General features: G+C 39.1%; 23 protein-coding genes and 1 tRNA gene. 22 read left to right on the top strand and 2 right to left on the bottom strand.

From position 1 onward, the window contains the following. The first annotated feature begins 84 nt into the window (after window positions 1–84). The 5 genes from FD16_RS07550 to FD16_RS07530 all read left to right on the top strand — a co-directional run bounded on the left by FD16_RS07550 (window position 85) and on the right by FD16_RS07530 (window position 4907). Window positions 85–1419, top strand: a complete 1335-nt coding sequence (locus FD16_RS07550; protein ID WP_010622998.1) for an FAD-dependent oxidoreductase — start codon at window positions 85–87, stop codon at window positions 1417–1419. A 32-nt stretch (window positions 1420–1451) separates the two neighbouring features. Next, window positions 1452–1910, top strand: coding sequence for an NUDIX hydrolase (locus FD16_RS07545; RefSeq protein ID WP_010622997.1), 459 nt, complete (start codon window positions 1452–1454; stop codon window positions 1908–1910). Between the two features lie 339 nt (window positions 1911–2249). Next, window positions 2250–3044 carry an EAL domain-containing protein gene (locus tag FD16_RS07540; RefSeq protein WP_010622996.1) on the top strand — a complete coding sequence of 265 codons (795 nt, stop codon included), beginning with the start codon at window positions 2250–2252 and terminating at the stop codon, window positions 3042–3044. Between the two features lie 12 nt (window positions 3045–3056). After that, on the top strand, window positions 3057–3566 hold the full coding sequence (locus tag FD16_RS07535) for a hypothetical protein (RefSeq protein ID WP_010622995.1): 510 nt from the start codon (window positions 3057–3059) through the stop codon (window positions 3564–3566). A gap of 12 nt (window positions 3567–3578) precedes the next feature. Then, window positions 3579–4907: a glycosyltransferase family 2 protein gene (locus tag FD16_RS07530; RefSeq protein WP_010622994.1), complete on the top strand. Its 1329-nt coding sequence runs from the start codon at window positions 3579–3581 to the stop codon at window positions 4905–4907. Window positions 4908–4936: 29 nt separating this feature from the next. Here the strand turns inward: FD16_RS07530 and FD16_RS07525 are convergent, their stop codons facing one another. Both FD16_RS07525 and FD16_RS07520 read right to left on the bottom strand, forming a co-directional pair. After that, window positions 4937–5287: an EAL domain-containing protein gene (locus FD16_RS07525; protein WP_050899290.1), complete on the bottom strand. Its 351-nt coding sequence runs from the start codon at window positions 5285–5287 to the stop codon at window positions 4937–4939. A 15-nt stretch (window positions 5288–5302) separates the two neighbouring features. Continuing rightward, complete coding sequence (locus tag FD16_RS07520) at window positions 5303–5641, bottom strand: hypothetical protein (protein ID WP_050899289.1); 339 nt, start codon at window positions 5639–5641, stop codon at window positions 5303–5305. 108 nt (window positions 5642–5749) lie between these two features. On the opposite strand from FD16_RS07520, the gene FD16_RS07515 reads away from it, so the two are divergent. From FD16_RS07515 to FD16_RS07435, 17 genes are all read left to right on the top strand, one after another. After that, the gene (locus FD16_RS07515) at window positions 5750–7099 is read left to right on the top strand and encodes an FAD-dependent oxidoreductase (RefSeq protein WP_010622993.1); all 1350 of its coding nucleotides are present in this window, start codon (window positions 5750–5752) and stop codon (window positions 7097–7099) included. A 305-nt stretch (window positions 7100–7404) separates the two neighbouring features. Continuing rightward, window positions 7405–8187: a pyrroline-5-carboxylate reductase gene (proC, locus tag FD16_RS07510; RefSeq protein WP_010622992.1), complete on the top strand. Its 783-nt coding sequence runs from the start codon at window positions 7405–7407 to the stop codon at window positions 8185–8187. A gap of 26 nt (window positions 8188–8213) precedes the next feature. Next, window positions 8214–9353 (top strand): N-acetylglucosamine-6-phosphate deacetylase, encoded by a 1140-nt coding sequence (gene nagA, locus FD16_RS07505; protein WP_010622991.1) that lies wholly within the window; start codon window positions 8214–8216, stop codon window positions 9351–9353. Window positions 9354–9389: 36 nt separating this feature from the next. Then, the gene (locus FD16_RS07500) at window positions 9390–10091 is read left to right on the top strand and encodes a GntR family transcriptional regulator (RefSeq protein ID WP_010622990.1); all 702 of its coding nucleotides are present in this window, start codon (window positions 9390–9392) and stop codon (window positions 10089–10091) included. A gap of 28 nt (window positions 10092–10119) precedes the next feature. Continuing rightward, window positions 10120–11586, top strand: coding sequence for a nicotinate phosphoribosyltransferase (locus FD16_RS07495; protein ID WP_010622989.1), 1467 nt, complete (start codon window positions 10120–10122; stop codon window positions 11584–11586). A gap of 12 nt (window positions 11587–11598) precedes the next feature. Then, window positions 11599–12423, top strand: a complete 825-nt coding sequence (nadE, locus tag FD16_RS07490) for an ammonia-dependent NAD(+) synthetase (protein ID WP_010622988.1) — start codon at window positions 11599–11601, stop codon at window positions 12421–12423. A gap of 220 nt (window positions 12424–12643) precedes the next feature. Then, window positions 12644–14830 carry a Tex family protein gene (locus tag FD16_RS07485; protein WP_010622987.1) on the top strand — a complete coding sequence of 729 codons (2187 nt, stop codon included), beginning with the start codon at window positions 12644–12646 and terminating at the stop codon, window positions 14828–14830. Then, window positions 14827–15267 carry a SprT family protein gene (locus tag FD16_RS07480; protein ID WP_010622986.1) on the top strand — a complete coding sequence of 147 codons (441 nt, stop codon included), beginning with the start codon at window positions 14827–14829 and terminating at the stop codon, window positions 15265–15267. The genes FD16_RS07485 and FD16_RS07480 overlap by 4 nt, the downstream gene beginning before the upstream one ends. Window positions 15268–15325: 58 nt before the next feature. Beyond that, window positions 15326–15411: transfer RNA gene (locus FD16_RS07475), tRNA-Leu, on the top strand. A gap of 237 nt (window positions 15412–15648) precedes the next feature. Continuing rightward, the gene (locus FD16_RS07470; RefSeq protein WP_010622985.1) at window positions 15649–17460 is read left to right on the top strand and encodes a diguanylate cyclase; all 1812 of its coding nucleotides are present in this window, start codon (window positions 15649–15651) and stop codon (window positions 17458–17460) included. Between the two features lie 240 nt (window positions 17461–17700). Next, complete coding sequence (locus tag FD16_RS07465) at window positions 17701–18672, top strand: beta-ketoacyl-ACP synthase III (RefSeq protein WP_010622984.1); 972 nt, start codon at window positions 17701–17703, stop codon at window positions 18670–18672. Between the two features lie 9 nt (window positions 18673–18681). Then, on the top strand, window positions 18682–19068 hold the full coding sequence (locus tag FD16_RS07460) for an acetyl-CoA carboxylase biotin carboxyl carrier protein (RefSeq protein WP_010622983.1): 387 nt from the start codon (window positions 18682–18684) through the stop codon (window positions 19066–19068). After that, the gene (locus FD16_RS07455; protein WP_010622982.1) at window positions 19061–20392 is read left to right on the top strand and encodes an acetyl-CoA carboxylase biotin carboxylase subunit; all 1332 of its coding nucleotides are present in this window, start codon (window positions 19061–19063) and stop codon (window positions 20390–20392) included. The genes FD16_RS07460 and FD16_RS07455 overlap by 8 nt, the downstream gene beginning before the upstream one ends. Beyond that, window positions 20373–21158, top strand: coding sequence for an acetyl-CoA carboxylase carboxyltransferase subunit beta (locus tag FD16_RS07450; RefSeq protein ID WP_010622981.1), 786 nt, complete (start codon window positions 20373–20375; stop codon window positions 21156–21158). Before FD16_RS07455 ends, FD16_RS07450 begins: the two co-directional genes overlap by 20 nt. A gap of 4 nt (window positions 21159–21162) precedes the next feature. Beyond that, window positions 21163–21921, top strand: a complete 759-nt coding sequence (gene accA / locus FD16_RS07445; protein ID WP_010622980.1) for a carboxyltransferase subunit alpha — start codon at window positions 21163–21165, stop codon at window positions 21919–21921. Window positions 21922–22054: 133 nt separating this feature from the next. Next, window positions 22055–23002 (top strand): AEC family transporter, encoded by a 948-nt coding sequence (locus FD16_RS07440; RefSeq protein WP_010622979.1) that lies wholly within the window; start codon window positions 22055–22057, stop codon window positions 23000–23002. An 18-nt stretch (window positions 23003–23020) separates the two neighbouring features. Beyond that, a complete protein-coding gene (locus tag FD16_RS07435) occupies window positions 23021–23980 on the top strand; it encodes a DMT family transporter (protein WP_010622978.1) in 960 nt (319 codons plus the stop codon). Window positions 23981–24308 lie beyond the last annotated feature (328 nt).

The raw sequence follows: 24308 nt of genomic DNA, 5'->3' as shown, positions 1-24308 counted from the left end.
TAAAGTGACTAATTTTCAAATCTAATTTTAATACTATAATTAAGATAATTACTTCTATTATATTTATCGGGGAGGATCTTACAAATGAAACACTTTGAAAATGTGATTATTGGATTCGGCAAGGCAGGTAAAACATTGGCTGGTTCTTTAGCAAAGCATGGTCAAGAGGTGCTAGTAATAGAAAAAGATGCACAAATGTATGGTGGTACCTGCATTAATGTCGCATGTTTACCAACCAAAAATATGATTATTAACGCGCAACGTGGTGTCGATTATGAAAAGTCATTAGCAATTAAAAATCAGTTAACTAGTAAGTTAAGAAATGCTAACTATCATAAAATTGCTGATTTAGACCTGGTGACCGTACTGAATGCTACGGCTAGCTTTATCGATAATCAGACTATTGAGGTAACTGATGAATCGGGTCGAGAAAAAATAACAGCTGATAAATTTTTTATTAATACTGGTTCAACACCAATTATTCCAGCGATTGATGGAATTGACAGCAGCCGTCATGTATATACCTCTCGTGAAATGTTGGATGCTGACCACCAAACTCAAAAATTAACCATCCTGGGAAGTGGTCCAATTGGATTGGAATTTGCTTCTATGTACCAACAGTTTGGTAGTGCAGTAACGGTGTTGGGACATTCTGATCGAATTCTCAAAAACATAGATGAAAATATTGCCTCGATGGTGGAACAGGATTTGATTAGTGACGGTATTGATTTAAAGTTAAAAGCGGATTTGATGCAGGTAAAGGATACTAATGACGGGGTTCAATTAATTTATCAACAAAATGGAGAGAAGAAAATTGTCGATGCCGATGCATTGCTTGTCGCAACTGGTAGACGATCCAATACGGATGGACTGGGATTAGAAAACACAACTATTAAGATTGGTTCGCATGGAGAAATTTTAACGAACGATACTTTACAAACAAATGTTGACCATATTTGGGCGCTTGGTGATGTGAATGGTGGGCCTAAGTTTACTTATATTTCTCTTGATGATTATCGAATTGTTAATAACCAATTATTTGGCTCAAAGAATAAGACATTGGCTAATAGACCGGTGTATTCAACTACTACTTTTTTAAACCCGTCTATTTCTACAATCGGCATGACAGCTTCTCAGGCAGCCTTGAGTGGCAAAAATATTAAGGTATTAACACTCTCCGCGGGAGCAATACCAAAGGCCAAGGTTATTGGTGATGATCGTGGGTATCTTCAAGCAATTGTCGACAATGATTCGGATGAAATCTTAGGAGCAACGATTTATGCCGAGGAATCATACGAAACAATTAATTTGATTGCACTGGCAATGCAGACGCATACACCGGCCACTATTTTGCGCGATCAAATATATGCTCATCCAACAATGACTGAATCATTTAATGATTTATTCGCGGATCTTTAAAAATATACTACGATATCATCGAGGTGATGTTAATGGCAGATTATGTTCACGAAATTAGAAAGTTGGTCGGGCATCGTCCAATTATTATGAATACAGCGGCAGGTATTCTGTTGAACGATCATAACGAGGTTTTGTTAAATGAACGAGTGGATACTGGTAACTGGAGTTTACCGGGAGGATACTTAGAATTTGGAGAAACATATGCGCAGGCATGTGTGAGAGAATACAAAGAGGATAGTGGCATTGATGTGGAAATTCTTGATCGAATAGATATCTTTGACCGAGGAGAGGTCCACTATCCCAACGGCGATATTACGCAAACAATTTCGAGATTGTTTTTAGTAAAACAGGTTGGTGGCCACGAACTTGATCATGTAACGGACGAAACACTGAGTGTTAGGTACTTTGCGTTTGATAAGTTGCCACCATTGCTCAATCAGCAAACTGCAGATATGCTATCTGCTGCAGAAAAATTTATTCAAAAAAATTAATAGCGCACTAAGAGAATGGAAATAAAGTCAATTTGCTCGCATAACATAAGGACCACAAGGCCAAAATCTTGATTTGGATTTTAGCCTTGTGGTCCTTTGTGGTCAGAAATATCCTTTAAATGCACGTTTGGATTAGATGAATTTAAACACTAAATTAGTAATTATGAGGTGGAATAAGTTTTTTTTCCTCAAATTATATTTGATTGGGTTCTACAAAATTTACAATTATATTACATATAAGTTAAAATAACTTTTTTCTTAATTACTGGTAAGAAAACGTCGTATAATTTCTTGGTAAACACGTTGGCACGTAAGAGTAAAATAGAAGGGAACAACTGCATGTTATCTGAACTTGAACTACTTTTATTAGTGATCAGTATTATTGCACTCGTTGTAGCAATGGTCACAATTATTATTTACTATTACTATTCACGTCAACGTTCAAATAATTATTTGGAAAAAGAAGAACAAGCAAGACTACGATATTTCATTCAAGAAACAGTTGGTGATCACGGACAAGTTATCTGCTATGAATGTTTGCTAAGACAAAGAAATCAGAATAAGTGGACTTTACCAGGTGAACTTGATGTGCCGCTTCAGCGAGTTATCAGTTTACTTGAAGAGACCTTTAAGTCGTTACCCAGGGAACAAATGAGGCTATCGATTAATCTTGAAGTCAGTCAAATTTTAAGCCCAGAATTTTCATATTTTGTTCGATGGGCAATTAGTAAAATTGATCCCATGTCTTTAATCATTGAATATGCACCAACTGGTTCGTTAACCAGATTCACGCAGAGACGTCTGAAAAGTCAAATTGAGCAAGCTCAGTACTATGGCATGGAGTTTTGCATTGATGATGCGGATGCTACACAAGAATTTTACGATAGAATCGAGTGGTTGTTGCCAATTACTGATCAAGTTAAATGTGTGATGGATGAATTTAGGAAAAAGGATCCGACTCAGTGGCTTGATTTGAATTTACAGTCTTGGAATAAATTAGCACAAAAGTGGAATTTTGAGATGATCTTAACTAGAGTTGAAAATCCAGAGGATGAAGATTTGGCGCAACAATTACAGATTGGAGAACTACAGGGATACAGATTTGGTAAGCCGAAAAATCCGTTAATTGATTAGTGAGGTGAGTCAATGAATGAAAAAACAGAAAAAATAGGACAACAGTTGTACACTGATAAGTATTTTGAACATGGACACTGGTTGCTAAAGATTGAGCAGACCCTAGTTGCACTAATTGGCTGGGTCTGTGTTGTCGTGCCCATTATAATTACTGCACGTAGCTACATTGGGTTGCAGACTGGTCGAATCAAACCTTGGTGGAGTTATTCAGAAGGCTTCTTTGAAATTAAGTTTATTGGTATTTTACTATTATTCTGTTTTGCGATGGTATTAGTATATTCCGTTTTTATGACGATTATTCAGAACCGGAAGCGCGACCGGCTGGTTGAACAATGGCCAACGTTTGACCCAATTGGGCAACACGAAAGAGAAGACGAAGTGAGCGATTTCTTTGATCAACAGTTTGGATCACCGGAATTTTGTCATTCTGTCCGTTTTTATGAAGTTAAGCCAGAACAAAACTTGGACACCCATGAAATCAAGGATCTATTTAAGGAACAGCACAGCAATGAAATTAATTAGGAAGATCAAATAATGACAATGATTAATCATCTTTTTGAAAGTACGACTAGTGGCACGATTATAAACATTTTCCTACTAGTCCTATGCCTTTATCCAATTATTGGATCTTTCTTCTGGTTTTGTGGTTCATTGTCTTACCGGTTTCTTAGAAATACTCAGTATGATGACAACTGGGAAGTGCTTCCCGTAAAAAAACAACCATGGGTAACAATTATGATTCCAGCTCACGACGAAGAAATCATGATTGAATCAACAATTCGGTATCTGTTTGATAATTTGAATTACACTAATTATGAAATTTTAATTATGAATGACGGTTCTACGGATAAAACCAAAGACATTGTAATGAAACTGGCTGACGAATATCCGCGTTTACGAATGATTACGATCCTAAAAAATAAGGGAAAAGCTCACGCATTCAATATTGGCATGCATTTTGCTAAAGGTGAATATATTTTGAGTAACGATGCAGATACTATCCCAGAGCCGGATGCATTAATGAAGTATATGAATTACTTCATCCATGATCGTGACATGAATACATCAGCAGTCACCGCCAATATGGACGTTCAAAATAGGACAAAATTAATTTGTAAATCACAAACCGTCGAATTTTCAAGTATTGTGGGTGTTATTAAACGTAGTCAGAGTGCTGTTAATGATTCGATGTATGCGTATAGCGGAGCCAATACTTTGTATCGTAAAGACTTTCTGATTGATGTCGGTGGGTTTCGTCAGGATCGGGCAACTGAAGATATTAGTATTGCTTGGGATCACCAAATGATTGGTGCCGTCCCGCGGTTTGCCCCTAACATTGTGTTTCATATGAATGTACCAGAAACAATTAAGGATTTATATCAGCAGCGTAAGCGTTGGGCACAGGGAGGTACAGAGGTATGGTTGACTAACTTCAAAAAGTTTTTCTTCCATCCAATAAAACATCGATATCAATTATCGATGTTTGTTGATTCAACACTGTCCATTATGTGGTCATTCTTTTTTGCGATCACGATGCTGATTTTTATATTTACGATTGTTTCATTCATCATTGAGGGTGACTGGGAAAGATTTTTTCATGCGTTTTACATGTCATTTATTTTTGTCACATTTGAAATGATGGCTGGCTTTTTACAATTACTAGCGGCACTGATTTTGGATCATCACGGCGCCAAATTTAAGTACTTGATTTTTGCGCCACTCTATATGTTATTTTATTGGATGGTTAATCCCATCACTATTATTACGACCTTTATTCCAGCTTGGCAAACGATTATGGGGCGCGGCATTGGTACTTGGGTTAGCCCGGAAAGAAAAAAGATGGTCAGTAGCAGCACTAAGTAAATGCGAAGAAACTGACCATTCAGATTAATTTAGTTGTCTGGATCGCTGTCCTTTAACCGGACTAAAGACGGCTTGCCATAATGGTATCCTTGGCGTAGATCTAGTTGCATTTTGTCAGCCCATTTAACGTCTGATGAATCTTCTATTCCTTCTACAATTAGCTGAATGTTGAATTGATCGGCACGTTGCTGCCACACTTGAATTCTCTTCCTAGCGTCAGGATCGCTGAGATGTTCATTACGGTTTTGCAGAGCGTACTTAAATTCAGTAGCATAAGGTAGTAATGGTTGAATATGTTCCCACGTGTTTTGACCTGAATCAACATCATCAATCGAAAAGCTGAGCCCGTTATCGGTGAAACTTTTGACCGCGTCTAACACGCTAGGATCTTGGATTTAGACACCATTATCTTCTTCAATCATTTCAATCACCAATCTGACTGGCCGCAAGTTAGTCTGCGCTTTGAGCAAAGCGTTTCTAATTAATGGGTTAATGAGTTGTATCGTACTTAAATTAACCGAAACGTTGCCAATTTTGGATGCCAATACTTCGGTTGATTTTACCAGACGGTCCGCCACAATGTAGCTGGGAACTTGGTTAAAATCTTCTGGTTGTCGCCATCCTTCTGAAGTATGAAGTTTTAATAGCAGCTCACAGCCAACGATTGATTTAAGAAATGAGTTAACCTTTGGTTGTGCAAAGTAACGATAAAGTGGTTGTTCATCTGTTGTCAAAATAAATAGCTCCTAACGACGTTCGATATTGCAAACAATTGCATTATAGCATAGTTTATACGTATGTACTTTAAATGGAAAGTATCATTAAATTTGGGGTGAAAAATAATGAAGGTTATTATCATTGGTGCAACTATCGCAGGGACAACGGCTGTTAGCCAGCTGATTCAATCAAGTAATGATCATGTAGATGTAACAGTTTACGAACGAAGCACTAAAGTTGCCTTTGTAGACGCAGGGGTTCCACTTTTTTTAAGTAAAAAGATTAAACACCTAGACTCGCTTGCTCTATCTTCAGCATCTGATTTTACAAAGCTAGGCGTTAACATGCAGCTGAAGCATGATGTTTTAAAAATTGATGTCCAAAACCACGAAGTTCTAGTGCAAGACCTAGATAGCAATCGTCAATTTATGGATACATATGACAAGCTAATACTAGCGACTGGTTCCGTTGTGACAGTGCCACCAATCATTGGCGTCACCAGTAACAAAGTGAAACTTGTTAAAAATTATGATACTACCCAAGAACTTGTTAAAACCTTGGTGGGGATGAAATCAATTGCTATAGCGGGTGGTGGTTATCTGGGAGTCGAACTGGCAGAAGCTCTATGTTCTGAGCATGATGTGACACTGTACCAAAGTCGCAAGTATTTGCTTAATCATTATTATGATGAGCCGATGGCGGAAACGGTGTGCCAATTGCTGACTGATCATGGTGTTCAGGTTTATTTAAACGATTCAGTGTCAAGTTTTGTTGACCACGGTGATCATTTAGAAATTGTGTCAGATAATCGTAAAACATCGTACGACCTGGCGATTGTCTGCACTGGATTTATGCCACTTTCGTCTTTAGTACGAGGACAAGTTAAGTTAGATCGACGTGGTGCAGTTATTACAAATGATTTTGAACAAACTTCGAATCATGATGTTTATGCAATCGGCGATGTGCGAACGACTCGTCAAAATGCGACAAATCAGCAGCAATATTTACCACAGCTAACAAATGCAATTCGCCAAGCTAAAATCGCTGCGCTGCATATCAACGGATATCAGTTAAAGGATCGTGGTGCACAAGGAACAACGGCTCTTAGTATATTTGACACAACGTATTCGTCAGCCGGTATAACCCAAAGAATTGCTAATAAGCTGAATATACCGACTAAAAGTGTAACGTATGATGGTCCATATCGGGCAACTTTTATGAAAGACAATGCTAATATTTTGGTGACATTGGTGTATCATGCTGATAACCATAGAGTGTTAGGAATTCAAATAAGGTGCCCACACGATGTAACGCAGGCAGCTAATACAGTCTCGTTGGCGATTCAAAATCATAATACAATTGAAGACTTGGCACTAACAGACATGTTTTTCCATCCAAGATACAACCGACCGGTAAACTTTCTAAACGAAGTGGCAATGATGGCGATTGAACAGGATGGCAAAATAGTAGAGTGAATCCAAGGACGTTTTGAACCGTCTCATATAACAAACCCCCACCTAATCCCATGGTCTTAGGGATTAGGTGGGGGTTTGTTATATGATGTGGTTCAGTCCTTTGATTCACGTTTCGTCATACAGGGTAAAAAGTGAACAGAAAAAGCAAAAAAGAAAACAGTAAACTTACCAAAAGTGGATTTGTCACATGCTACAGCTATTTTTTAACTTAAATTACGGCGATGAAACGCTTTTTGTTGTATCATTATAGGGAAATGTATCGGATGCACCTATTTAATTTGAAACCTTATTAGGAGGGTAACAACATGAAAATTGGATTTATCGGCGTTGGAGAAATGGCACAAGCGATTATTAAGGGACTAATTAATGCTAATCAATTTGACCCTTCCGACATCTATGTTCATAGTACGCACCAAACGACCTACGAACCATTTGCTAAAGAAACTGGGGTCGTTGCCGTTGATTCAAACATTGAGGTGGCCAAACAAACTGATATAGTGGTGCTGGCTGTAATACCCAATGCAGCAGTTGTGGTTTTGAATGAAATTAAGAGCCAACTTGCTGATAAAACACTCATTTCAATTATCGGGTCCTTAAGTGTCACGGAAATTGAAAATGTGATCGGAACATCAATACCAATTTTACGTGCTTTGCCAAATATTAATGTTGAAGGTAATGTGGGAATGACGGCCTTAGCCGATAATGATGCTTTAATAGGCGACAAAAAAGCAGTAGCTGTGAAGACATTTGAGGTTCTTGGCGAGGTTAGCTGGCAACAAGAAAGTAAATTTGCAATTTTTAGTGCGATTGCTGGCAGTGGGCCAGCATATGTTGACTTCTTTATTGACGCATTGAGTCGTGCTGGGGTAAAGTACGGATTGACTAAAAAGGAAGCTACTGAAATTGCAGCGATGACGTTACAAGGATCTTCACATATGGTATTAAATTCAAAGAACCAAACACCGATGGACTTTGTGGATGCAGTTTGCTCACCGGGTGGAAGCACGGTTGCTGGCTTGTTAGCAATGGAAGAAGCAGGGTTTATGAACTCTGTCATCAAGGGCATTGATGCCACGGTTAATCGATAAAAGTAAATAATAGGGAGACAATTACGGTGAGTATTGTACTAAAGCACGCGGAAGTTTACACAGGATTAGAAGTAATTCATGACGGCTACGTCCGATTTGACAAACAAATTGAAGGTATTGGCCCAATGAGCGAGTATCGGGCTCAAGCTGGTGACCAAGTTGAATTTGTTAATCAAAAAAAGATTGTACCGGGATTCATCGACGTACACACGCATGGTGGCTACGGCTTTGATACCATGGATGGTGATGAAAAACAGATCGACGAAATGGTAAATAAAATGGTGCACGAGGGAATTACCACGATCTTTCCAACCACAATGACTCAGTCTAACGAAAACATTGCACACGCAATGCAGGGTGTTGCTAAAGCTGCGGAAAAAAATCCTGTCATTCAGGGTACTCATCTTGAAGGACCATTTATTGCAGAAATATACAAGGGTGCACAACCTGGTAAGTATATTAAGGATCCAGATGTTGGTTTACTGGATCAGTGGAATCAAATATCAGGGGATCGAATTCGTGTTATCACTTACGCCCCAGAAGATAAGGGTGCCCGTAAGTTTGAAGATTACTGTTTGTCACATGGAATTGTCCCTGCGGCGGGTCATAGCAATGCAACTCGTGAACAAATGCTAGCCAGTCGTGCTACTCACATTACTCACCTGTATAATGCACAGCGAGAGTTTAAGCACCGCGAGCCTGGTGTTACGGGACACGCAATGCTTGAAGATGATTTATACTGTGAGCTGATTTGCGATGGCTTCCATATCGTTCCTGATATGATTAAATTAGCTTTTGATCAAAAAGGTCCCTACAAAATTGAACTGGTAACTGATTCAATGCGAGCAAAGGGAATGCCTGAAGGAATCAGTGAACTTGGCGGACAAAAAGTAATCGTTAAGGATAAACAAGCACGTTTAGAGTCTGGCAATCTAGCGGGATCAGTGTTGACATTTAATGATGCATTTAAAAATGTAATTAGTTTTACAGGATGTTCTATTGAAGAAGCAGTCTTAATGTCATCTGTTAATCAAGCCACCGAGTTTGGCCTAGATCAAAAAGGGACTCTTGAGATTGGTAAAGATGCTGATTTAAACGTTTTAAACGGTAATTTAAACGTCGAATGTGTTTACAGTTACGGTCGGTTGTTTGATAATCGTAAGTAATAATTCAGTCAAGGTCACGATGAAAGGAGCGGCGTGATGACATCACCGGTATATATCCAGATTCATAATCAGATAAAACAAGATGTTGAAAACGGAAAGTGGCGAGTTGGTGAACGAATTCCGGCTGAACGAGAGTTGGCAGAACTATTTAACGTTAGTCGAATGACTTTGCGACAAGCAATTCAAACGTTAGTTGATGACGGGATCCTGGAGCGTCACGTTGGTTCGGGGACGTTTGTTGCAAATCGTAAAGTTCAAGAGAAAATGTCTGGTGTAACCAGCTTTACTGATTTAATGTTAGCTGCTGGTAAAGTCCCCTCCAGTAAGACAATTTCTTATCACTTAATGACACCGTCACAAAGTGAAATTGAACGATTACAGTTGGACGGTAGTAAAAAGGTTTTGAGAATGGAACGGATTCGTTACGGTAGCAATGTTCCAATTTGCTATGAAGTAACTGCAGTACCGGCCGATTTAATTGAAGGCTTTAGCAAAGAAGAGGTTACAACTTCACTTTACAAAGCACTTGAGGAAAAAGCTGGATTGCATCCAAGAAGGGCTATTCAAACAGTATCAGCCATGTCAGCTTCAGAAAAGATTGCTGAATACTTGCACGTTAAGCGTGGAGAAGCCCTGTTGCGGCTACGCCAAATTTCGTATTTACAGGATGGTCGGCCGTTTGAGTATACCCATACGCAATATGTGGGTGACAGATTTGAGTTTGTACTAGAAAAATAACAGCACCGAGAGAATGGAGAGAACAACATTGAATTACCAGTATCCAGATGACAGCCTTACACTCCATACTGACGCCTATGAGCTTAGCATGATGCAGACCTACTGGAAAAAGGGAATTGCCAATCGTCGTGCAGTCTTTGAACTATATTTTCGACAAATGCCTTTTGGTAACGGTTATGCGATATTTGCAGGGTTACAGCGTGTCATTGAATATGTTGAACAACTAAAATTTTCTGATAGTGATATTGAATATTTAAGAAGTACTGACCAGTTTGATGACGGCTTTTTGGACTACTTGAAGGATTTTAAGTTCGAAGGATCGATTAATAGTGCGGTTGAAGGTGACCTTGTATTCAACAATGAACCGATTATGCAGGTGGATGCTCCACTACTTGTGGGACAGTTACTGGAAACAGCGCTACTTAACATTGTTAATTATCAAACTTTGATTGCCACTAAAGCAGCACGGATCAAATCTGTAGTTGGCGACGACCCGGTGTTGGAATTTGGTACTCGTCGTGCCCAGGAAATGGATGCGGCTGTATGGGGAACCAGAGCTGCATATATTGGCGGCTTTGATGCTACCAGCAATGTCCGTGCAGGCAAACTGTTTGATATCCCAATTAGTGGCACACATGCGCATGCACTGGTACAAGCGTATATGAGTGACTATGAGGCATTTAAAGCTTATGCTGAAAGCCATTATGATTGTGTCTTTTTGGTGGATACTTTTGACACAATTAAAAGTGGTGTGCCGAGTGCCATTCGAGTTGCTAAGGAAATGGGCGATAAAATTAATTTCCAAGGGGTTCGAATTGATAGTGGCGATATGGCATATATTTCAAAACGAGTTCGTGAGATGTTAGATGAAGCTGGCTTTACTAACGCCAAAATCTATGCTTCAAACGATCTTGATGAGAAGACCATCATGAACTTAAAGATGCAAAAGGCCAAGATCGATGTATGGGGAGTTGGTACTAAGCTAATTACCGCATATGATCAGCCGGCCCTTGGAGCAGTTTACAAGTTGGTCTCATTTGAAAATGTGACCGGTGAAATGGTAGATACGATTAAAATTTCCAGCAATGCGATTAAAGTCTCAACTCCTGGTAAAAAGCAAGTATGGAGAATCACTGACTTAGCAGACGGCAAGTCAGAAGGTGACTATGTTACCCTAGCCGACGAGGACCCACGCAAGCAGGATAGTATTTTTATGTTTAGTCCTGATTACACGTATATTAATAAGACAATTGAACGTTTTGAAGCTCGGCCAATTCTGCAGCATATTTATAAAGATGGAAAATTGGTTTACAACCAGCCATCTTTGCAGCAAATTAAGCGTTCATCTGCTACTCATCTGGATTTATTGTGGGATGAATATAAGCGAGACTTAAATCCACAAATATATCCCGTTGACTTGTCGCAGAAGTGTTATGACAATAAGATGATGATTCTTCACGATATGCATGATTACGTTAATCATTTAAAATTTTAAGGAGGCTCACTGATGCGACCCTTACAACAAACAATTATTGATGCATTAAAGGTGCAGCCAACAATTAATGTTGACGAAGAAATAAATCGAAGTGTTTCGTTTTTGCAAGATTACCTTGTGAAGACTGGTTTAAAAACATTAGTACTTGGTATTTCAGGAGGCCAGGACTCAACTTTAGCGGGTAAATTATCCGAAATGGCGGTCACTGATTTGCGTAAACAGACAGGTAATGACGACTACCAATTTATCGCAGTACGTCTACCATATGGTAATCAGGCTGATGAATCTGACGCCATGGAAGCCATTGAATTTATGCAAGCAGATCAGATCATGAGAGTCGATATTAAGGATGCTGCTGATGCGATGGAAAAAGCGTTGCAAGCAAATCATCTAGAAATCAGTGATTTTAATAAGGGTAATATTAAAGCGCGTCAACGCATGATTGCTCAATATGGGATTGCTGGTCAAACTCGTGGTGCGGTGGTTGGAACGGATCATGCTGCTGAAGCTGTGACCGGTTTTTATACAAAGTTTGGTGATGGTGGTGCTGATATAACACCATTGTGGCGCTTAAATAAACGTCAGGGTAAACAGTTATTAAAGAAACTTAATGCGCCAGAGAAACTGTACATCAAAGTTCCAACGGCTGATTTAGAAGATGATCGGCCGGCGCTGCCTGATGAGGTTGCTTTGGGCGTGAAGTACGATCAAATTGACGATTATCTTGAGGGCCGTGAGATTGACGACACAGCGGCTGAAAAAATTGAGTCATGGTACACAAGAACTCAACACAAGAGGCATTTGCCTATCAGTGTATATGATGAATGGTGGCGCTAAAATATCACCTTTATCGAATATGTAAGACAATTATCGTATTTTATTAGGTGTAGATGGATTTCTCAGTTAAAAAGTGAAATGTTGAAAACAGGTTAGAAACTTGCCATGTAACAGAAAAATCAATATGTTGAAGTGTACAGTATACTGATTGTCTGTTTTCATTTGGGCATCTTAGAGGCCTGTTTTCTCGTTTTCTGCAGTAAGGAGCATTTTAAGTTAGATGGAAGAACAATTAGTAAATTTAGTTAGTAAGCAAATTGATGATGCATCTCAGCACCAAATTGGTGCAGTTCTTGATCTTTTGGACCAAGGAAATACGATTCCGTTCATTGCAAGGTACCGTAAGGAAGTAACTGGCAGCCTGGATGAGGTTCAAATTTTATCAATTCAGAATGAATATAAGCGCGTCACGGCACTGCAGGATCGTAAACAAGCTGTACTCAACAGCATTGCTGAGCAAGGTAAAATGACCAAGCAGTTAAGTACGCAAATTAACCAAGCAGAAAAAATTCAAGATGTTGAAGATTTATATTTACCGTATAAACAAAAGCGACAAACAAAGGCGATGATCGCAAAGAAACACGGTTTAATGCCATTAGCCAATTGGATCATGTCATTCAAACAAGGCGATCTAGCAACACAAGCCAAACAATATGTTGACGCAGATAAAAGTCTTCCTGCCATTGGCGATGTTTTTGATGGTGCACACGAAATATTAGCAGAAACTTTTAGTGAAGTGGCTAATATCCGTAATTGGGTGCGTAATTACACAATGCAGCACGCTAAAATGGTTACCAGTGTTAAGAAAAGCGGTAAAAGCATTGACGAAATGGGTGTCTATCAACAGTATTATGAATTTGAAGAACGACTCGTTAATCTATCTTCATATCAAGTGTTGGCAATTAATCGTGGTGAAAAAGAGAAGGTCCTGAGTGTTAAGTTTGACGTTGATGAATCTCCAGTTGAAAATTATTTGCATTTTCGTCTAATTGGACATCGCCCAGAAAGCGAATCTTCACAATTTATTGAAGAGGCATATGAAGATTCGTACAAACGTTTCATCGGGCCTGCCATTGAGCGCGAATTACGTCACACATTGACAGAACAGGCCCAGGAACAAGCCATTGGCGTGTTTGGAGAGAACCTTTACCATTTGCTAATGCAAGCGCCCATGAAGGGTAAAATTGTCCTAGGTTTCGACCCTGCGTATCGAACAGGATGTAAATTGGCAGTGATTGATCAAAATGGTAAATTTTTAACTAAGGACGTTATATACCCACATAAACCGGCTCCCCAAAGTAAACGAGATGCGGCTGAAGGGCAATTAATCGATTTAATTGAAAAGTACGGCGTTGAGATGATTGCGATTGGTAATGGTACTGCGAGTCGAGAGTCTGAACAATTTGTTTCAACTGCACTAGGAAAAATAAACCGACCAGTTTACTACGTGATTGTTAATGAAGCGGGGGCTTCTGTTTATTCTGCAAGTCAAGAAGCTCGTGACGAATTTCCCGATCTGCACGTTGAACAGCGAAGTGCGATTAGTATTGGACGCAGACTGCAAGATCCATTGGCAGAGCTTGTTAAAATTAATCCCGAGTCTGTCGGCGTTGGCCAGTATCAGCACGACTTACCAAATAAGGATTTAGATAATGAACTTGATGCAGTGGTTGAACGAGCTGTCAATCAGGTTGGTGTGAACCTTAACACGGCTAGCTACCAGTTGTTGACTCACATCTCTGGGTTGTCTAAGACGATTGCCCTGAATATTGTGCACTACCGTGATGAGAATGGACGATACGATAGTCGTGCACAGTTGAAGAAGGTTCCTCGACTGGGGCCCAAGGCATACGAACAATCAGTAGGATTTTTACGAATTATTGATGGTAAAAATCCACTTGATAATACCGATGTGCACCCCGAGAGTTATTCAGCCGCAAAAAAAATTTTGGAGCTTGCTGGAGTGAGCGTCGCACAAATTGGAGATACGCAACAAAATCAGAAAATTAACCAGTTGAACGACCAACAGTTGATTGATGAAACTGGTCTAGGAGCGGAAACTGTTAAAGATATTAAGGCTAGTCTCCAAGCACCAGGACGTGATTTACGTGATGATATGCCGACTCCGTTATTACGTAAGGATGTCTTGACTATTGAGGACTTAAAAACGGGGATGAAGCTTCAAGGCACTGTTCGAAACGTTGTTGATTTTGGCGCATTCGTGGATGTCGGTGTTAAGCATGACGGATTGGTCCACGTTTCCAAACTTAGTCGCAAGTTCACGAGAGATCCTCGTAAAATTGTTGCAGTAGGCGATATTGTTGATGTATGGGTTGATTCGGTTGATGTTGACCGACAACGGGTTCAACTCACAATGATTGAACCAAAGGATCAGCCAGTCGCATGACAAATGAGCAATTACAAAAACTGACAATGCAATGGTCATTAGAATTATTTAATCGGCCATTTGTTCACAAAATTGTATTTAATCGTCGGTTAAAAACTACTGGTGGTCGTTATCACCTTAGTGATCATCATATTGATATCAATCCTCTAATGATTGAACAGTTTGACGAGCATACACTCAAGGGTGTTGTTTTACACGAGCTGTGTCACTACCATTTGCACTTAACCGGACGTGATTATCATCACCGAAGTCAAGATTTTAAGAAATTGTTGGTTCAAGTTGGCGGAAGTCGTTATGCACCGTTGACAACGGCTCGTCAGCATGTGGTTCAGTATCAGTGCCAAAGTTGTCACACGATTATTATTCGACATCGTCGATTTAACACACGACGTTACGTATGTGGCAAATGTGGCGGCAGGTTAAAGGAAATTAAGTGATTTTTGTAATTTGACCTTGTCAACTAACGAATAGTTTGCTATGATATTATTCGTTGATGCGGCGGTGGCGGAACTGGCAGACGCGCAAGATTAAGGATCTTGTGGTCAATTATGACCGTGGAGGTTCAAGTCCTCTTCGCCGCATAAATTGATAAAAGAGTTACTTCATTTTGAAGTAGCTCTTTTATTTTTTGATAATTTCAGAAAATTAACATATTTAACTGTTTGATACTTGTCACAAAAATATAAACGTAATAAAATAAGTACGTATATACTTTGAATTGATTTAAAAAATGGTAAATCAGTTTTTTGGGGATAAATTAATGTCAATTAGATTTCATCTAATTATCGACACCTTTAGACTATAAGGGGGAATTGAATTTGACAGCTGATGAATTTTTACCGCAATTAGTTTTAATGATTTTTGCTGCAGCATTTGTCACGATAATTGTGGTTGCATACACGAAACTTTGGAATTTGCTGGAGATAAATACAAGTGAAACTGCTACACGAAATATCTTGATTAGAATCTGCTTACCGGCAGTTGTGTGGGTTCTTGCGGCAATTATAAGTTTTACCAGTTTGTATGTTTATAATAATTCTTGGATTTACGCTAGTATTGGTGTATTTTTAATTGCGTTTCCGGTATTGGATCGCCGAATAAACTCAATTGAATATTTTGCCAGGTGTGCGGTCCTATTTTTGATTTGGGGAGCATACCATTTATCAAATCTATTTTCGGTGCAAAATGTTCTAACTATGTTTGGGTTATTTGTTCTATTAGTAGCGATTCGTACGTGGATGAGTGATATTAAGTATAGATTGAGTTTTTGTTTGGGAGCAGGATTATATGTTTCTCTTGGGTTTTGGCTCACATTTCCCAACGTTAAGCTTAATAGTAGTTTTATTTGGTCCAATATTATTGTTTATATGTTAATGACTTTGTTGACGTGTGTTTATTGGATTATTGAGTATAGACACCGTCTTTCAATGTCAGATGATAGGCAAACCGATTTGACCCCAACTGATCTATACGCATCATATGAGAGAGATATTAGCAGTTTATTTAACATGTCCAAGCAGGGGCATAAACCGATGACCTTAGCAATTGTAGATATTGATAAATTTACTAGCATCAATGAGCGATTTGGACATCTCGGAGCTAACGTCATTTTATCTGAATTTGAAACGCTCCTACAAACCGTTTTGCAGCAATATGCGACCGTTTATCATTTATTCAGATCTGGCGGGGAAGAATTTAACATTATTTTTATGAATGCTTCCACCGTAGATACTGCACCTATTTTGTTGGATTGCTGGGATACAATTCGGACACACACATTCGATTATAATTATAAAACTCTGTCAATGACAGTTTCGATTGGCGCAACACAGGTGCAGACCGTTGACGAAACAATCGATGACGCCTATGGCCGGGCTAATAAAAGTCTGACACGCAGCAAATTAGGACGAGATGCGATTACTGTTGAAGGTGTTGCTCAACATGCGAAGGAAGCGACTAATTGGTTTCCCACTTATCGTTACTTTGTTCAGCCAATTGTTGACGCCAGCAAACCGGACCATCCATTATTGTTAAACGAAATGTTGCTACGTGAATTTGATCGCAACCAATGGCTATTGCCTGACAATTTTGAAATTCCAGTTACAACCCAGATCAGCCTAGTTAAACAGGTCCTTAATCATAATGATTGTACAGGTGTAAATATCAATTTAACTTCACAACAATTCAGTGATTCACAAATTGCGCAGGATTTGGCGCGGTTTAAACGTCATGAGCCACGTATAAGTGAGTTTGTGATCGAGGTTATGGATGCACCCAGTCTAAATATTATTAAGAAAATTAGTGCTCTTTATCATGAATCAGGCATCAAAGTTTATTTGGATGACGTTGGTAGTGATAATAGTTATGAATTGATACTAAACATGTTTCCATTCATTGATGGAATTAAGTTTGCAATTCAGAATTTACGCAAAACTAATGATCCAGACCAACTTTTAGAGAGAATCGGATTTTGGCACGATATTGCCGAAAAAAATAATCTTGAATTTGTTCTAGAGGGCGTTGAAACTGAGGATGAATCTAAATATTCTGTTGATAAATATGGTATTTATCGACAACAAGGATATTATTTTGCAAAGCCAGTTTTGCCAGAACAAGAACATATTAACTAATAGTCAAGAGAATGTAGAATTATGTTATATTGAGTTTCGTTAATTGATTTCAGATGAAAGAAATCAGTCAAACGGAACTTTTTATTTTAATCGATAAATAAAGCAATGCAGTCTTGTAACGAGGAAAACATTAAATATCAGTGATATTAACGCTTTTTTAAATGTTAATCAGTAGTATTTTGTAAGTCACTACGCTAAAATAGAGTGGTTTTTAATTTATAAGGAAGCGGGGAGTAGCACATGGCATTTGCCAAGATTAGCGCACTAGCGGGATATGTACCAAGTAAAGTTGTTACTAATGACGACCTGGCAGAAATCATGCCAACTAGTGATGAATGGATAGTATCACATACGGGCATTCACTCACGACACTATGCAATGAATGATGAAAACACTTCGGATTTAGCAGCCAATGTTGCGCTAAAGCTACTTAAAAAAGCCAATTTACAAGCTGATGAAGTTGACTTAATTATTGTCTCAACGATCACACCAGATTCTCTAACGCCAGCTACTGCCTGTATCGTTCAAGGAAAAATTGGTGCAACTAACGCAATGGCGTTTGATATCAGTGCGGCTTGTGCTGGATTTGTATTCGGGTTAAGTATTGCCGATAAAATGATGACTAGCGGTACTTTTAGACATGCAATGGTTATTAGTGCAGAAGTGAATTCTAAAATGATGGATTTTCAAGATCGAACATCTGCGGTTTTTTTTGGTGATGCAGCTGGTGGAGCAATTCTCAGCCGTTCTGAAAATGAATCTGATGAATTCTTGATTGCGGAGAAAATTCAATCTGATGGTTCACAAGCAGATACGATCCATAGTGGCAGAGTTAGTCCTTTAAAGAAAATTGATAAAGATAGTTATCCTCGAACAGATGCCTTCTACCAAAATGGGCGGGCAGTCTTTGAATTTGCAACAAATACGGTTCCAAAACAAATTACCACGTTATTGAATTCTTCATCAATTAGTCCTGATAAGATTGATTATGTTGTTTGCCATCAGGCGAACCTACGGATTATCGAGTCAATCTCCGATAAAATAGATATTCCATTCGAAAAATTCCCTCATACCGTGGAAAAATATGGCAATACCTCTTCAGCTGGAATTCCGGTAACGTTGGCACAACTTGATGTATCTGGAAGCAAACAGGTGCTGATCAGTGGCTTTGGTGCTGGGTTGGATTATGGCAGCATGGTTATCAAATTCTAGGGGCGTAAAATGAATTCTCAACAATTAGAAAAGATAATAAATGATCTGACGAAGATGGATTTTGTACATGCACGGTTGAAAATCGACGACACCGAAATCGAGCTAGATCGAAAAGATATTTCAATGCCTTTTCATCGCAACGATGAGGCGGACGGTACGATCACAGTTAATAGCCCGATGATTGGCATCTTCCATGCTAATGAACAGCCGGTTAAGATTGGTGATAACGTTAAAGCCGGTGCAGTTCTTGGCCAAATTGAAAGTATGAAGCTCTTTAATGAATTAAATACTCCTGACGAAGGCAACGTGTTGAGTGTGCTGTGCCAAGATGGTGAAGCCGTTGAGTATGATCAACCATTATTTATAATTCGTGGAGGTCACAAACAGGATGTTTAAAAAGGTCTTAGTCGCCAATCGTGGTGAGATTGCGTGCCGAATTATGAAAAGCTGTCAACAACTGAACGTACGTACTGTGGCGGTTTATTCAACTGCTGATAAGGATGCTAAGTTCGTTAAAATGGCGGATGAAGCTTATTGTGTTGGTCCAGCAAAAGCACAAGAATCTTATTTGAATCGTGAAGGTATTTTAATGGCGGCCGTTATCTCACATGCAGATGCTGTTCATCCTGGATATGGATTTTTGGCCGAAGATGCATTATTTGCCAGAATGTGTTCACAATGTGGGTTAACATGGTTGGGTCCCCAAGCTGATTTGATTAGTTTAATGGGAGATAAGGCTGCCGCTCGTAAATTTGCAGCTAGTCGTGGTATTGCAATTATTCCGGGGACCTTTGTGTTGAATGATCCAGATGCGACCGAACGAGCCGCTTTAAAAATTGGATTTCCCTTATTAATTAAAGCGAGTCAGGGTGGCGGTGGCAAAGGCATTAGAATCGTTACATCGCCAGACGACCTTAATAGTCAATTAAAAATTGCCAAGCAAGAAACAAGTTCTGCATTTGGCAGTACTTCGATTTATTTAGAACGAGTGCTGAAACATGCAAGACATATTGAAGTCCAAATTATTGGTGACCAAAACGGTCGGATTTTGGTTCTTGGAGATCGTGACTGCACGATGCAGGTTCGTAGGCAGAAAATTATTGAAGAAAGTCCGGCAACTTTTATTACAGATGCTCAACGAAGAGAGCTAATTGTGACTGTTCATCGACTTCTCGATGGTGTTAACTACCAAGGACTGGGTACAGTTGAATTTTTATTTAGCGATGATAGATTCTATTTTCTGGAAATGAATACGAGACTGCAGGTTGAACACGGTGTGACGGAAACGACAACAGGACTAGATATCGTGATGCTACAGCTACAATTGGCATCTAATGAGTCTCGCTTGAGTCGGCAAATACCATCTTGTGATGGAGTGGCGATTGAATGTCGAATTAATTTAACCGCTCCGACAAACAATAACCAATTATCGACTTTTAGTTTTCCTGAAGGTATCAGAGTTGATACTGGTTATCAAAGTGGGGACAATGTGCCAAGTTATTACGATGCCCTGTTAGTGAAGGTTATTGTTAATGGCAAGAATCGATTAGAAGCTGTGACCCTTATGCAAAAAGCACTGGCAAATATCAAAATTGACGGAGTTAGCACGAACCTGCATGATTTACAAAAAATTTTGGCATCTTCGTGGTATAAAAAGGGTGTTTTTGCGGTTGAAACGTTAGATATGAGGTTGGAAAAGCATGAGTCATTTACCGGATAAGGGTGTCTGGACAAAGTGTCCTGCATGTGGCGGCCATGTTAATCAACTTGAGTGGGGATCCATAAAGAAATGCCCACAGTGTGGTAGCTATCAAAGACTTACAATTAAAGAACGTCTGACGATTACTATTGATGATGGTTCATTTGAACCAATCAGTATGCTACCTAATAGTGATAATTTGCTTAAAGTTGCTGGATATAGTGAAAAACTTGCAGAAGCTCGAAAAAAAACTGAGATCACTGAAGCAATAACGGTAGGTACTGGCAGTATTGATAATAAACAGTGTGCAATTGGTATTATGGATAGCCACTTTATGATGGGCACTTTAAATACGACCGTTGGGGATCGAATTAAGCAGCTCTATCTATTTGCGGAAGAAAAAAGAATACCACTAATTTTGATGATTGCTTCAGGTGGGGCACGAATGCAGGAGGGAATTTTTTCTCTGTTGCAAATGAATACAATTTTAGCGGCTAAGCAACAATACGATCGTTGCCACCAGGTGTCGATCAGTGTACTCACTGATCCAACGATGGGCGGCGTGTCTGCCAGCTTTGCATTTAAAAATGATATTGTTGTGGCAGAAGATCAGGCACAAATCGGCTTTGCCGGCCCAAGGGTAATCCAAGCGACGAGTCAAGAACAGCTTCCTAAGGATTTTCAGCAGGCTAGTCAGTTATTTGCACACGGACTTATTGATGATCGAATTAGACGAGAAGACCTGCGAGATTATCTTGGCAAACTGCTTACCTTGCATCAGAGGTGATAGTATGACGTTAGAAGAACAACTAAAATTAATTAGATCGGCTGAAAGAATTAGTGGCATGGATATTATCAGTAATCTGATTACTGACTTTGTGGAAATTCATGGTGATCGAGTAACAGGGGATGATCACGCACTGATTGGCGGCATTGGTTTATTTGGCAGTCGTCCAGTAACAGTACTGACTGTTAATCGAGGCAAGACACCACAGCAGCGTCAAAGATTTAATGGTGGCATGGTTTCTGCTAGTGGTTATCGAAAGGCAACCCGCCTTGTTGAAGCAGCGCAACGTTTTGGTAGACCTGTGATTAGCTTTATTGATACGCCGGGTGCAGATGCTAGTGAATTATCGGAGTATCAGGGACAAAGCCAAGCAATTGCAGATATGATCGATGTAATGGGCCGACTAACTGTTCCCAATATTGGCGTTATCCTTGGAGAAGGGCATAGTGGTGGAGCATTAGCGTTTACGAATGCCAATCAAATCTTAATGCTTGAAAACGCCATTTTTTCAGTGGCTTCTCCTGAAGCGGTGGCCTCGATTGTTAAATCTGACCATGATCTGAGTGATGATTTACCAATGACTGCTCAAGCTCTTAAAAGATTGGGCTTGATAGATCAGATAATCACGGAAGACGATCAAATCATTGGTAGAATTAGAAGAGCTGTTGACGAAGCTATTGAAAAAACAGATAAATTTAGTGGCCCTCAATTGGTAAAAATGAGGCAAACCAAATTTCTTGATTTTTTAAAACAGTGGAAATAATTTAAGTCGCATGGCGGTTACATTGTAACCGCTTTTTTTAATGCAATCCAACGGCCACAAGGAATTCGGCCGTTTAATGTTTTTAATTCATGTGCTATAATTTTCGTATTACATAATTTTAGGAGGCCTAGGAATGGGAGTTTTTCTTTCCAGTGTTTCCGGTGTTTTCGTCATTTTAGTAATGGTGGCCATTGGTTACATACTTAACGAGCGAGGGTGGTTTGATGAAAACTCGACTCGGATGATTTCAAAATTGGTTACTCAAGTAGCACTGCCAGCTTATATGGTAACTACGATTATGAAGGATTTTACCGCAGAACAGTTGAAAACATTGCTGCCTGATTTAAGATATCCGGTTATTTCGATGCTAATATTATTTGCGGCTTCAACAGTTATTAGCCGCGCTGTTCGTATTAAATCAAGTCATGTTGGTCTATTTGAATCAATGTTTTTTAATTCAAATACGGTTTTTGTCGGGTTACCGATTAATCTTGCGTTGTTTGGTGACCGATCGTTGCCTTACGTCTTGGTTTATTATATGGCCAACACTACATTCTTTTGGACGTTAGGAGTGTGGCTGATTCAACGCGATGGAATGGGCAAGGCAAAGATTAACCTGCTAGCAACATTGAAAAAGATTTTTTCACCTCCACTAATGGGTTTTATTATTGGTATTATTTTGGTCGTTTTGCATATTAAATTACCCTCATTTTTACAGAGTGATTTAACGTATGTTGGTGGATTAACAATTCCGATGTCTATGTTGTTTATTGGAATTGCCGTTTCAAATGCTGGTATATCGCGTATGCGATTTAACCGCGATTCCATTTGGATTTTAATTGGCCGATTTTTATGTGCGCCTGCATTAATGGCACTGCTGGTTATTCCAAGTCACATGGAAATTTTAATGAAACAAGTATTTATTTTACAAGCAGCCATGCCTGTAATGACTAATGCACCAGTTGTTTCTAAGTTGTATGATGCTGACGCTGACTACGCCGCAATCATGGTTACTGAGACCACCCTAATGAGTATTATTGTGGTACCGATTTTGATGGTTGTAATTAAGTCATTAGTATAGAGAGAAAAGGAGTTTCTTGTGAAGAAGACAGCTTTATTTATTGGATTATCTACGGTATTTTTCAGTTTAATGGAAATTACGTTAAAATCGGCGGGAAACGCTTTTAACCCAATCCAAATTAACTGGATCCGTTTTAGTATTGGTGGAATTGTTCTGTTACCATTTGCAATCAGAAGTTTACGTATTCAAGGACAAATGTTGCATTGGCGTGATTTAAAGCTATTTGCACTTACTGGATTTACCTGTCTAGTAGTCAGCATGACTCTATTCCAGTTGTCAATTAGCTACACTCAAGCGTCAACAGTTGCCGTTGTGTTTAGTGCCAATCCCGTATTTGCCTTGATCTTTTCATACTTAATTTTGCATGAACGATTAGGCCGAGCAAATTTCTTAGCTGTGATTATTTCAATTATCGGATTGCTGGTAATTGTGAACCCTGCTAATTTAACTGATCCTGTTGGACTAACGTTAGCAATTACGTCAGCAATGACATTTGGCTTGTACAGTATTATTTCGCGATACGGCTCAGTGCATCGTGGGTATAACGGAATCGTAATGACTTGCTTTACATTCTTGGTTGGTGCCGTAGAACTATTTGTGTTAATTGAAATTACAAATATTCCAACTATTGCCCACGCAATGAAGTCGGTCGGTTGGCTGAGTCAGTTTAGTGCTATCCCGCTATTTAACAACGTGAACATGCACTTCTTCTGGATGCTATTTTTCGTTGGTGTATGTGTTACTGGTGGTGGCTTTGCCTTTTACTTTCTGGCAATGGAAAGATCAAATGTTTCAACAGCATCCCTTGTATTCTTTATCAAACCCGGATTAGCTCCGATATTTGCCGCTTTGTTGATTGGCGATAAAATTGTTTTGACAACAATTATTGGAATTGTCATTATTATCTTCGGCTCAGTTGTGACCTTCATGGGGAACAGACGTCGTGAAGGAACACATGCTAAAATGGGAGCGGACTAGTGTTACATGATTGACATGGTTTAGTCATAAGTTCACATTTTCATCACATAAAATAGATTATTTCGTCATAAAAATCGAATATTTATCGAAAATAAGCAAAAAATGTTAAATTTTTGCTTATTTTTTTATGACTGATAATCCCATAGTGACGCTATTTTGAAGAATATATGAAATATGTATGTAATATTTGTAATCAATTGTAACTTTTGTGCGATCTTTTTGAAATCTGAAAGCGATACAATGGCACCTGTAATGAAAATTACATCAATTAAATTATAAATAATATAAAAACACACTACAGGAGTGATAGTTATCAAATCAGCAGTTA

This window comes from Paucilactobacillus suebicus DSM 5007 = KCTC 3549 (assembly GCF_001434475.1).
GTDB lineage: Bacteria > Bacillota > Bacilli > Lactobacillales > Lactobacillaceae > Paucilactobacillus > Paucilactobacillus suebicus.
The sequence above is the reverse complement of the archived record's forward strand: the minus strand, read 5'-3'. Positions and strand labels throughout refer to the sequence as shown.